Origin of the sequence: Collinsella ihumii (assembly GCF_030385545.1) — a bacterium.
In the GTDB taxonomy this organism is placed as follows: domain Bacteria; phylum Actinomycetota; class Coriobacteriia; order Coriobacteriales; family Coriobacteriaceae; genus Collinsella; species Collinsella ihumii.
The window spans coordinates 62,896-74,659 of sequence record NZ_JAUEIQ010000012.1; the positions used below are offsets into that span (position 1 = coordinate 62,896).

Here is an 11,764-nt window from a genome sequence, read left to right on the forward strand (position 1 = left end):
GTCGATGTAATGCGAAGGAGGAGGGAGCGCGCCTCAGAACGTCGACCGACGATTGAACGCCAAAGCGGCGTGCCTGGGGACCGACATGGTCGGCTTCCAGGTGCCGCAGGTTGCCGTGAAAGAGGAGGGCATAGACCTTCGGTCATGCCCGACGATTGAGCGGCAAGATGCGGTGCCTGGGAGCCGACTAGGCGAAGGTCAGTTCGCCCGTCTCGCAGTCCATCCCGACCAGCCTGGCCAGACTCTCCACGCGGTACCCGCGCTCGCGAAGCTTGTCGCCACCACCCTGGAATCCCTTCTCGATAGCGATGCCGATGCCCTCGACCGTGGCCCCCGCGCTCTCGACGATGGCGATCAGGCCCTCGAGCGCGCAGCCGTTGGCCAAAAAGTCATCGATGATGAGCACGTGATCGCCCGGGGACAGAAAGCGCCGACCCACGATGACCGGGAACTCGCGCTTCTTGGTGAACGAGTAGATGGTCGTGGAGTACTGCTCGCCGTCCAGGTTGATAGACTGGGCCTTCTTGGCGAACACCACCGGCACGTTGCCGAAATGCTGCGCGGCGATGCAGGCGATACCGATGCCGCTCGCCTCGATCGTCAGGATCTTGTTGATGGGAACGCCCTCGAACAGACGGGCCCATTCGGCGCCCATGTGGTCGAACAGCTCGACGTCGCACTGATGGTTGAGAAACGCGTCCACCTTGAGTACGTCCCCCGCTTTCACGATGCCGTCCTGGCGGATGCGATCCTCAAGCTCCTTCATTGCAGCCCCTCTCTTATGCATGCGCGCGCCCGTGACGCGCATCCCCTGTGCCCCCATTGCGTTGTCTAGAGAAGCGCAGATCAATCGCTTTCGCGGCGCCCGGCACGGAGCCGCCGTCGCGTAAGGAATTGGTCAGCGCTTTCCTAGCAGAATATCACGTTCGCGTATAAGGCAGCGCGAAAGAGCCCGAGCCGGGGCAATTTTGCGCAGGTGCCTCGACTGTTTTGTCCGCTTCTTTATGGATGCCGCGTGGTGGGTGCGTAATGGTCCAGAAAAGGTTTGGCGATACCCGGTCTTGCCGGCCGCACCCCGCATCTGTTGCGCTACACTTTTCAAGTTCTACATCACCTTGTATGAGGGGGAATCATGCTGAGGATCGGTCTTCTCACGAGCGGCGGCGACTGCCAGGCGCTCAACGCCACCATGCGCGGCATCGTCAAGACGCTGGAGAACAACGTCGGCGCCGACAATCTCGAGATCTACGGTTTTGAGGACGGCTACCAGGGCCTCATCTACAGCCGCTTCCGCATCATGACGCCGCACGACTTCAGCGGCATCCTTACCCGCGGCGGCACCATCCTGGGCACGAGCCGCACGCCGTTCAAGCTTCTCGACACGCCCGAGGCAGACGGCGTCGAGAAGGTCCCGGCCATGATCCACACCTACCACAAGCTGCAGCTCGACTGCCTGTTCATGCTCGGCGGCAACGGCTCCACCAAGACAGCCAACCGCCTGTCCGAAGAGGGCCTGAACGTCATCGCCCTGCCCAAGACCATCGACAACGACACGTGGGGCACCGAGCGCACCTTCGGCTTCTCCTCCGCCGTCGAGGTCGCCACCGAGTGCATCGACAACATCCACACCACCGCGAGCTCGCACGGCCGCGTGTTCGTCATCGAGATCATGGGCCACAAGGTCGGCTGGATCCCGCTGTACGCGGGCGTCGCGGGCGGCGCCGACGTCATCCTCATCCCCGAGATCCCGTTCGACATGAAGAACGTCATCAACACCATCGAGCGCCGCATGGAGCGCGGCAGCCGCTTCACCATCGTGGCGGTCGCCGAGGGCGCCATCACCAAGGAGGACGCGAAGCTCTCCAAGAAGGAGTACAAGAAGAAGGTCGCCTCCCGCACCTCCCCGTCCATCGTGTACGACATCGCGCGCGAGATCGAGGAGCGCACGGGCCGCGAGACCCGCGTCGCCATCCCCGGCCATACCCAGCGCGGCGGCGAGCCCGACGCTCAGGACCGCGTGTTCGCCACGCAGTGCGGCGCCGAGGCCGCTCTCGGCTGCATCGCGGGCGAGTTCGGCTACATGATCGCGCAGGTCGACGGCAAGATGACCCGCGTGCCGCTCAAGGATGTCGCCGGCAAGCTCAAGTACGTCGACCCCACCTGCGACCTCGTGCGCGAGGCCAAGGCGCTCGGCATCAGCTTCGGCGACGAGTAGCTTTCGGCATCAGGCGGCGCCGCGCAACCGCTTTTGCATCCGCTGCTGAGTGCGGTGCGTGCGTGTCCGTCGCCCGCCCGATCACCTGAGAGCGGCTGGAGGCCACACGGCTTCCAGCCGCTTTTTCGTACGCGTCCATCTGAAGGAGTAGATATGGCTCGAAACAACAGGGGTATCATCCAGGAATTCGTCGAGTTCATCAGCCGTGGAAACGTAATGGACCTGGCCGTCGGCGTCATCATCGGCGGCGCGTTCACCTCCGTTGTGAACGCGCTCGTTTCCACGATTATCCAGCCGCTTATCGCGGCGATCGGCGGAAGCCCCGACGTCAAGGGCCTGGCGGTCGTGCTGAACGGCCAGACCATCGACTTCGGCGCCTTCATCTCCGCCGTCATCAGCTTCCTGATCACCGCGGTCGCCGTGTTCGCCATCGTCAAGGCCGTGAACACGATGAACGACCTCAAGGAGATGGCGATCAAGAAGGCGGGCCTCGCGAGCATGATCGAGAAGGAACAGGCTCCCGCGCCGCGCACCTGTCCGTATTGCAAGCAGGAGATCGCCGACGATGCGACGCGCTGCCCGCACTGCACCTCAAAGCTCGCAGGGTACGAAAACGCCATCGAAGCGCGCTGAGGGAACGCCGGTTGACGCTCCCCTGCGGCGGTCCATGGCACGTTCCGTATATTCTCGGCCCGAACCTGCATAAACAAACTGGGACATCGACCCCGTTCAGGCACTGCGGATCGGGAGGATCGAGGCCGCCGCGCGCGGCCCCGTCCATGCGCTCGGCGCGGCGGCGGCGAACACGTAACGAATTGTTCAGCGGTTCCTTAAGGATTGCGGGCCCTCTTTTGGGTACTATGGGCACAACGCCAAAAGAGGAGCCGCAATGAGACAATGCATGGACGCCGACAACCTGCACCGCCGCCTGAGAAAGATCATCGGACAGGTTCAGGCGATCGACCGGATGGTGGACGAAGACGTCCCCTGCGAAGACGTGCTTTCGCAGATCAATGCCGCCAAGAGCGCGCTGCACCGCTGCGGACAGGTTGTGCTCGAGGGCCACATCCAGCATTGCGTGCGCGACGGCATCGAGCACGGAGACGCAGACAAGACCATCGCCGATTTCACCAAAGCGGTCGAGCGCTTCGCGAACATGGGCTGACATCCGCAGCCAAGCCGCCAGGCCACCTCGTCTCGCACTCCGTACGCCTTTTCCAAACCTTGACTATATACCCCTTGGGGTATATAACTCGATTTGATACCCATAGGGGTATTGGTAATCGACGTACAACGGAGGAGTTCGGCCATGAAGCAGCGCATCGACCGCATCATGGGGCGCCTCGAGGAGGCGCTCGGCTGGGGTGGCGTCAAGAAGGACATCGCCCTGTTGGCCATCGGCGGCATCGCCCTACTCATCAGCCTGTTCGAGCCGCAAGGCATGCGCGAGGCGCTTCCCTTCGACCCGGCGTGGATAGCGATCGTGCTGTGCGGCATCCCCATTCTGTGCGAGGCGGTCATCGGCCTCGTCACCGAATTCGACATCACCGCAGACGTGCTGGTGGCCATAGCGCTCATCGCGAGCGTCGCCATCGGCGAGACGTTTGCCGCAGGAGAGGTCGCCTTCATCATGCAGCTCGGCGGCCTACTCGAAGAGCTCACGGTCGAGCGGGCGCGCGCCGGCATCGAGAAGCTCATCCACCTGACGCCGCGCACGGCGCGCCTCATCGCCCGCCCCGGCGCCGAGCTTGCCGAGCGCGTGCAGAACGCGCTGTCATCCGCCCGCATCGACGGGACCCCGGCCGAGCTGGCATGTGCCGCCGTCCTTCCGCGACTCGACCATGCATCCGGGGAGCAAATCGCGGCGGAGAGCGTGCAGGTGGGCGACCTTTTGCGGGTGAACCCCGGCGAGACCGTCCCCGTCGACGGCGTGATCGTGGCGGGACAGACCTCCATCGACCAATCCGTCATGACCGGCGAATCCATCCCCGTCGACAAGGCCGCCGGCGACGAGGTCTCCTCGGGCACGCTCAACCAATTCGGCAGCTTCGACATGGTGGCCACACGCGTGGGCGAAGACAGCTCGATTCAGCGCATGATCCGCCTCGTGCAGTCGGCCGACGCGAGCAAGGCCAACGTCGTGCGCCTTGCCGATCGCTGGGCAGTCTGGATCGTCATCATCGCGCTGAGCGCAGCCGCCGTAACGTGGGTCGCAACGGGCGAGATCATCCGGGCCGTCACGATCCTCGTGGTCTTCTGCCCGTGCGCGCTCGTGCTGGCGACGCCCACGGCCATCATGGCAGCCATCGGCAACGCCACCAAGCACGGCTTCATGGTGCGCGAGGGCGATGCGCTCGAGCGCCTGGCGTCCGTGCGGGCCGTGGCGCTCGACAAGACCGGCACGCTCACTTACGGAACGCCGCGCGTCGTGGCCGTCGAGAGCGCAGACGATGCGGACAGGCGAGCGGCCGAGAAGCTGTTCGCCCTCGTCGCATCAGCGGAAACCAAAAGCGAGCATCCGCTGGGACGCGCCATCGTGGAAGGATACCGCGCGCGCTCGGACGCATCGGGCGCCAGCGAGACGCTGCGCGCGCCCGCGTCGTTCTCCATGATCCCCGGCCGCGGCGTCGAGGCGGTCTGCATGGGCGAATCGGGTCCCGTCACGGTGATCGCGGGCAATCTCGAGCTCATGGCGGAGCGCGGCATCGACCTTCCCGCGTCGCTGCTCGAGCGCGCGCAGCGCCATCTGGATACGGGATGCACCGTCACCTACGCAGCCTGCCTCTATCCCCGCAGCGCGGACGCGCTCACCGTCGAGGTGGACGGCGCGCCGGCATCCGTGTCGCCCGTCGAGATCGCCTCGTGCCTCATCGCCCTCTCCGATGTCGCGCGCGAGAACGCCCGCGACACCGTGGCCCGCATCCGCGCAACCGGCGCAGAGCCCGTGCTCCTCACCGGAGACAACGAGGCGGCAGCCGCCGCCATGGCATCCCAGCTCGATATCCGAAGCTTCCGCTCGGGCTGCACGCCCGAAGATAAACTCGCCTGGATAGACGAGAGCGAGCGTGCGGGCCGGGCCGTCTGCATGGTCGGCGACGGCGTCAACGACGCGCCGGCCCTGAAGCGCGCCCGCGTGGGCATCGCCATGGGCGGTATCGGTTCCGACATCGCCGTCGATGCCGCCGATATCGCGCTCGTCTCGGACGACGTCGCCGAGCTGCCCCACCTGCTGGCGCTCAGCCGTCGCATGATCTCGACCATCAAGATCAACATGACCTTCTCTATGGCGCTCAATTTCATCGCCATCGCGCTCGCTATCACAGGCGTGTTGAACCCCGTCGTCGGCGCGCTGGTCCACAACGCGGGCTCAGTGCTCGTCATCTCTAACTCGGCGCTGCTGCTCAGCTGGAAGCGCCGCTAGCGGCGGGGTTACAGCCCGTGGAGGGCACCTGGATCTCTGGGCTGGCAGGGGCGACCTGCGCGTTCCCCTCCCCGCCGACCGGGCTCCCGGGGTGCGAGAGGGCCGCTGTATCCGCCCGTGTGCAAAACTGCACTTTGATAAAAGGTTTTATCAAGGTGCAGGGACGCCCTGTTTTGAATTTGGTATCAAATCTTGGACAATAAGGGCCCCTTGAGGGTGGATCGAGGCTCCTCACGGGACCTCCGGAACTGGTCAGGCAAAGAACCCGCAGGTCAGAAGCTTGTCAGATATGGCCGTTTTCCATGTATACTTCCCGATTTGATACCAAATTCATTTTCATAAAAACTTTGACCCCCTCAATCCTGCGGATTTGCGGTGCGTTTTCCCCACCGCGCGCATACAGGACCCCGGAATCCGCCCGTCGCGCGGTGACGGAGCGCGAAAGGCGCCCCGGAAGACCGCAGCTCACGTATAGGCCATCCATCTTTGCGCGCAGTGCCCCGCGCGACCGTGCCTCCGCGTCCTACACGAGGGGACGGATTGGTCTACGCTTCCCTAGAGCCTGTGGCGCTCGAGCCATGCGAGCACGTCGGCCTCGACCTGGGCACGGATGGGCTCGTTGAGGATCTCGTGGCGAGCCCCGGGATAGATGATCTCGTCGACGTCTTCGATACCCGCCGCACGGCACTGCTCGACGGCACGGTGGACGCCGCGCCCGCACTCCCCCACCGGGTCCTCGCCGCCCGCGATGAACAGCATGGGAAGCCCGTGCGGGATGCGCGCGACCAGCTTGGGCGACTGCGCGTCGGCAGCGAGCCTTGAAAGCGTGCCGTACCCGCCGACGGTGAACACCTGGCCGGAGAGCGGATCGGAGAGATAGTCGTCGACGACCGCGGGGTCCGTGGAGATCCAATCGACATCGGTCCGCGCGTCCTTGATGGCGCGGCCGAATCCGCCCGCCCCGAGCGCATGCGCGATGCGGCTCCGATGGCGCTCGCCGCGAACCGCCGACACGATACCCGTGAACACGCGGCCGACGCCCGTGAGCAGAAGCGGCTGCTGGCCGGTGCCGCAGATGATCGCGGCGCGGACGCCGAAGGCGTAGCGCGTGAGGTAGATGCGCGCGATGAAGCTGCCCATCGAGTGGCCGAACAGGATATAGGGGGTGGAGATGCCGAGTCGGGCGATCGCCTGCATGCGCAGCGCATGGACATCGCCGATCAGGACATCCTCGCCGTCCTTCAACGGCATGTGGCCGAGTTCCTCCTCGGAGGCGGCGGTGCGGCCGTGGCCCACATGGTCGTTGGCGCACACCACGAAGCCGTGGTCGCACAGGTACTCGATGAACGGCAGGTAGCGGCCCGCGTGCTCGGACATGCCGTGGATGATCTGGACAAGGCCGCGCCTTGCCGCGGGAGCCTCGGCATTCCCGTCGGGCTCCCACAGCCAGGCGCGCACGGTGGAGACGCCGTCGGCGCTGGGATAGGACAGGGCTGTGGTCTTCATGGGCGGACACCTCGCAACACGCGGTCGTTTCCCTACCATCCTAACGGGTCGCCCCGCCTTTGCGAGGTCCTCATCGGTATCCGGCAGGCGGCGCCCCGGATCGGCCGCACGACCCGGCAGACGGCCGCGGGCCAAGAAAAAGGGTGCCGGCGAGATCCAATCCCGCCGGCACCCTATCGACAACGATTGCTCGACCGCTACACGGCGGCGAGGGCCTGCTCGACGTCGGCAATGAGGTCTTCGGTGTCCTCGATGCCGCAGGACAGGCGCACCATGTCGGGCGCGATGCCGGCGGCCGCCAGCTCCTCGTCATTCATCTGACGGTGCGTGGCGTTGGCGGGGTGCAGCACGCAGGTGCGGGCGTCGGCGACATGGGTGGCGATCTGGGCGACCTTGAGGTTCTTCATGAACTCCTCGGCGGCAGCGCGGCCACCGACGAATCCGAAGCTCACCACGCCGCACGAGCCGTTGGGCAGGTACTTCTGGGCGAGCTCGTACCACGGGTCGGTGGGCAGGCCGGGGTACTTCACGAAGCGGACCTTGGGATGCTGAGCGAGGAACTCCGCCATCGCCTGGCCGTTCTTGCAATGCTGCGGCATGCGCACGTGCAGGCTCTCGAGGCCGAGGTTCAGGTAGAACGCGTTTTGCGGCGACTGGATGCAGCCGAAGTCACGCATGAGCTGCGAGGTCGCCTTGGTGATGTAGGCGCCGGCCTGGCCGAACTTCTCGGTGTAGACCACGCCGTGGTAGGTCTCGTCGGGCGTCGTGAGGCAGGGATACTTGTCCGCATGGGCATCCCAGTTGAAGTTGCCGGAATCCACGATGGCTCCGCCCACGGCGGCGCCGTGGCCGTCCATGTACTTGGTGGTCGAATGCGTCACGATGTCGGCGCCCCACTCGATGGGGCGGCACATGATCGGCGTGGGGAACGTGTTGTCGACGATCAGGGGCACGCCGTGCGCATGCGCGGCGTTGGCGAAGCGCTCGATATCGAGCACGTCGAGCGCGGGGTTGGCGATCGTCTCGCCGAAGACCGCCTTGGTATTGGGCTGGAACGCCGCCTCAAGCTCCTCATCGGTGCAGTCGGGGGCCACGAACGTGCTCTGGACGCCCATGCGCTTCATGGTGTGCGCGATGAGGTTGTACGTGCCGCCGTAGATGGCGGAGCTCGCCACCACGTGGTCGCCCTCGCCCAGGATGTTGAACAGCGCGAAGAAGTTCGCCGCCTGGCCGGAGCTCGTCAGCATGCCGGCGGCACCGCCCTCGAGCTCGGCGATCTTGGCCGCAACGGCGTCGTTGGTGGGGTTCTGCAGACGGGTGTAGAAATACCCCGCCTCCTCGAGGTCGAACAGACGACCCATGTGCTCGGACGTATCGTACTTCCACGTCGTCGACTGGTAGATGGGGACCTGACGGGGCTCGCCGTCGCCGGGACGATAGCCGCCCTGCACGCAGGTCGTTCCAAGATGCTCTGCCATGCTCTGCTCCTTTTGCTTGAGACGTTGCGTCGTTAGCAAGGATACTGCAAGGCGGCCGGTGCGGACACAGATGGCGGGCGATGTTTCGAACAAAAGTCATGCCGCGCCCGCGCGAAGATTGCGCAGCGCGCCGAGCATTGGTACCGCATAGACCCCACGTTCGATGCCCCATCCGCCCGCCACAGCTCCATTTCTAGGCATTTTCCCTGCTCTAGGCTATAGTTTTCTCTATATGAAGCATGCCTTCTTCTCACTGCAACATAAACGGACCGGACAAGGGGGCGATTGCGTGCACGCTATCTCAAGCATCGGAACAGCCCGCCGTGCGGCCTGCGGCAACGCGGCGGCGAAGCATCGCCCCGTGGCGCCCTCGCCTGCCCCTTGTCGCCTCTTTTCGCGGAGCCCCATCCATGATCAGGTCCGCTAGCCCCATCCGCACAACGGCGCTTCGCGGAAGCCACCTCCACCTTGCGCGCATGCACGCGACGGCCCGCCTCGCCGTTGCGCTCTCGCTGACCGCGACGGCCGTCGCCCTCACGCCATCGCTCGCCGCGGCAGAGCAGGACGCGACGGGTGCCGTGGACGAGACGATCGTCGACAGCACCGCGAGCACGCTTGCCGCCGACGGCCATGCGTTCGACGTGTACGCCGACCATGTCGACATCCAGATGTTCTCCGGACGCCAGACCCTGGATTCCGCGGATAACCTGCAGACGTTTTTCTTCACCATCCCTGCGGGCGTGGAGCTCGATGGGACCTGCACCATGAATCTGCTCGTCTCCGCCAGCGAGCATCTCGATGACGACCTCGCGCTGACCATCAGCCTGAACGGAACGGTCGTGCAGTCGATCCCCGTGCAGAAGATCGGGTCGGACGGGACCGGTTGGCTCGTCTGCAACATCCCCTCCCAGGTCTTCAAGGTGGGCGCGACCAACTCGGTCACGCTTGCGCTCGTCCTCGCCGACGTCTCCTCCGACGCCTCCGACGTGCAGGATTACGAAGCACGCTTCACCTCGAGCGATACGAGCAACTGGGTCGAATTCGACGCGTCGTCCACCATGCAGATGCGCGTGAAGAGCCTGCCCGCCTGCACGAACGCGACGTGGTACCCCCTGCAGTTCGACAGCGTGCTGAGCGACCCCAAGACCTCGCTCTCCTTCATCACCGACGGCCAGACATCATCGCGCAACGCCGCCTTGTGCATCGCATCGGCATTCGGAGCGCAGGTCCCCTACCAGTCGGCCATCGACCTGAGCGCGGCGGGCAGCGCCGAGGAGGCAAACGTGCTGGTCGGAGGCATTTCCGACTGGAAGAGCCTGTTCGGCAACCTCGATGTGGCACGCGCCGGAGACGGGGAGGGCATCGTCGCGACCGCGGGCTCGGTCTCGTACACGTCGATCTCGCGCCTGCTGGTGTATGCGCGAGACGAACAGGGCCTCTCGCTTGCAGCGGACGCAGCATCCGATCCCGACACCATGGCCGAGCTCGAGGGAACCTCGGCGATCATATCGTCCTTTGCATCGGCGTCCGTCGTGACGCCGGAGGAGCGCGCCGACGGCACCTACCAGCTCTCCGATTTCGGCTACGAGGACGTGACGCTGCAGGGATCGTCCGGCGAGATCGCCTCGTTTCGCCTGACCCAACCCGGAGGCGTCGCGAGCGGACCGGGCTCGACGGTGACCATCGAGTTCAGCCATTCGGACAACCTCGACCCCGCGCAGGCGGAGCTGACCGTCTACATCAACGACGAGCGCGTCGACAGCGTGAGCCTGTCCGATGCCAACGCCGAGGCCGGAAGCCTCACCGTGTCGATTCCCCAGGCGGCTCGCACGAGCCCCATCATCGACGTGCGGGTCGAGGTCAACAACTACACCGGGGACGTCGACCCGACCAAGAGCGAGAACGCCGGCTCGACCATGATCTCGAGCACCTCATCGGTGCATCTTGCCCACAGCGACGAGAGCATCAGCCCGTCGCTGAGCAGGCTGTTTACATTTGCATCCACAAGCGGCGAGGAGGACGGGACGGTCGTCGTCCACGCCGACGGCTTCGATGACGCGCTGCTGAACCTCGCCATGCGCATCGGTCAGGCGAACCTGCAGGCCGTTGACTTCGAGCTGGCAGGGCCAAGCGACGCCGCAGACGAGCGGGACCGTACTCACGACCTCGTTTACATGGGAAGCGCCTCGACCATCGAGCTCCCCGACGAGATCGCGGAGGCGCTCGACGCGGCACCGCGCTCGGACGGCACGTACCGCACCGTCCGGAGCCTTCCCCTCGATACCGACGATCTGGCCGACTCCGTCGTGTTCCAGACGGTACCGTCGCCTTGGGACCCCGCACGCACAGTGTACGTCATCACGTACCCGGAAGGCGCGGAGGACCGTGCGTGCAGCGTGCTGTGCAACGGAGAGATCCTCGGTGCCCTCGACGGGACCATCGCCGCCGTCTCCGCAGGCGGAACCGTCCTCTCCTGCGATACGACAAGCGTGCACAAGACCGGATCCAATGAGGCGGATTCCGCCCAGACGCTGCTGCAGAGCCTGATCGGATTCCTGCGCAGCCCCGTTGTGATCGCCTGCGGCATCGGCGGGCTGGCAGCCGCGATCATCGTGGCGATATTCCTGCTGGCACGGCATATCTACCGAATGGGACGCGAACGCGGGGCCGCGGAGGCCGCGGCGAATCGTGCCGTGCAGACGGCCCGTGAGGATGCGGCCGTACACGAGCTGAGGGAAGAGGCCGATTCCGATTTCGGCATCGGATCGTTCACGTTCGAGGCGCCAGCAAGCGATCTGGAACTGGTCGAAGCTAAGGCGCAGCATGAGACCGAACACGGGACCGATGCCGAAACGACTGCGGAGCCCGATGAGGCCGAGCAGGCACTGGAGGCCGAAGCGGATGCCGGGGCTGTATGCGAGCCGGCACCGACGGCCTGCGCCGCTGTTGCAGGCGCTCCCGCGGCCGAAACGGAGGCCGAAGCGGAGGCGAGCGCTCGTCCTGAGGCGGAATCGAAAGACGAGCCCGCGACCGAGCTCGCGGTCGAACTTGCAACCGCACCCGCGGACCTTGCTTCGCCATCGGAGCCCGCGCCCGCGGTCGAGCCTCGCAGGCGCAAGCAGATCCCCGGCTACTACGTCTACA

At 65.4% G+C, this 11,764-nt stretch carries 8 protein-coding genes; 5 read left to right on the top strand and 3 right to left on the bottom strand.

Features of this window, described 5'->3' with window-relative positions; all coding sequences use genetic code 11:
* Window positions 1-187 precede the first annotated feature (187 nt).
* A complete protein-coding gene (locus QVN30_RS10695; protein ID WP_204541145.1) occupies window positions 188-766 on the bottom strand; it encodes a xanthine phosphoribosyltransferase in 579 nt (192 codons plus the stop codon).
* A 366-nt stretch (window positions 767-1,132) separates the two neighbouring features.
* Here QVN30_RS10695 and QVN30_RS10700 point away from each other — a divergent pair, with 366 nt between their 5' ends.
* The 4 genes from QVN30_RS10700 to QVN30_RS10715 all read left to right on the top strand — a co-directional run bounded on the left by QVN30_RS10700 (window position 1,133) and on the right by QVN30_RS10715 (window position 5,636).
* The gene (locus QVN30_RS10700) at window positions 1,133-2,215 is read left to right on the top strand and encodes a 6-phosphofructokinase (RefSeq protein ID WP_066832950.1); all 1,083 of its coding nucleotides are present in this window, start codon (window positions 1,133-1,135) and stop codon (window positions 2,213-2,215) included.
* 153 nt (window positions 2,216-2,368) lie between these two features.
* On the top strand, window positions 2,369-2,848 hold the full coding sequence (gene mscL, locus QVN30_RS10705; RefSeq protein WP_204587658.1) for a large conductance mechanosensitive channel protein MscL: 480 nt from the start codon (window positions 2,369-2,371) through the stop codon (window positions 2,846-2,848).
* Between the two features lie 256 nt (window positions 2,849-3,104).
* Window positions 3,105-3,380: a metal-sensing transcriptional repressor gene (locus QVN30_RS10710; RefSeq protein WP_066832956.1), complete on the top strand. Its 276-nt coding sequence runs from the start codon at window positions 3,105-3,107 to the stop codon at window positions 3,378-3,380.
* 144 nt (window positions 3,381-3,524) lie between these two features.
* Window positions 3,525-5,636 carry a heavy metal translocating P-type ATPase gene (locus QVN30_RS10715; RefSeq protein ID WP_289836342.1) on the top strand — a complete coding sequence of 704 codons (2,112 nt, stop codon included), beginning with the start codon at window positions 3,525-3,527 and terminating at the stop codon, window positions 5,634-5,636.
* A gap of 555 nt (window positions 5,637-6,191) precedes the next feature.
* Here QVN30_RS10715 and QVN30_RS10720 read toward each other — a convergent pair.
* On the bottom strand, window positions 6,192-7,142 hold the full coding sequence (locus tag QVN30_RS10720) for an alpha/beta fold hydrolase (RefSeq protein WP_289836343.1): 951 nt from the start codon (window positions 7,140-7,142) through the stop codon (window positions 6,192-6,194).
* Between the two features lie 197 nt (window positions 7,143-7,339).
* Complete coding sequence (locus QVN30_RS10725; protein ID WP_204587664.1) at window positions 7,340-8,620, bottom strand: O-acetylhomoserine aminocarboxypropyltransferase/cysteine synthase family protein; 1,281 nt, start codon at window positions 8,618-8,620, stop codon at window positions 7,340-7,342.
* A 410-nt stretch (window positions 8,621-9,030) separates the two neighbouring features.
* On the opposite strand from QVN30_RS10725, the gene QVN30_RS10730 reads away from it, so the two are divergent.
* The coding region (locus QVN30_RS10730; protein ID WP_289836344.1) for a cellulose biosynthesis cyclic di-GMP-binding regulatory protein BcsB at window positions 9,031-11,764 on the top strand (2,734 nt) is incomplete at its 3' end.

Bases quoted from the DNA above. Each gene is read 5' to 3' on its own strand.
- QVN30_RS10715 (WP_289836342.1), top strand. From the start codon at position 3,525: ATGAAGCAGCGCATCGACCGCATCATGGGGCGCCTCGAGGAGGCGCTC.
- QVN30_RS10695 (WP_204541145.1), bottom strand. From the start codon at position 766: ATGAAGGAGCTTGAGGATCGCATCCGCCAGGACGGCATCGTGAAAGCG.
- QVN30_RS10725 (WP_204587664.1), bottom strand. From the start codon at position 8,620: ATGGCAGAGCATCTTGGAACGACCTGCGTGCAGGGCGGCTATCGTCCC.
- mscL (WP_204587658.1), top strand. From the start codon at position 2,369: ATGGCTCGAAACAACAGGGGTATCATCCAGGAATTCGTCGAGTTCATC.
- QVN30_RS10720 (WP_289836343.1), bottom strand. From the start codon at position 7,142: ATGAAGACCACAGCCCTGTCCTATCCCAGCGCCGACGGCGTCTCCACC.
- QVN30_RS10710 (WP_066832956.1), top strand. From the start codon at position 3,105: ATGAGACAATGCATGGACGCCGACAACCTGCACCGCCGCCTGAGAAAG.
- QVN30_RS10700 (WP_066832950.1), top strand. From the start codon at position 1,133: ATGCTGAGGATCGGTCTTCTCACGAGCGGCGGCGACTGCCAGGCGCTC.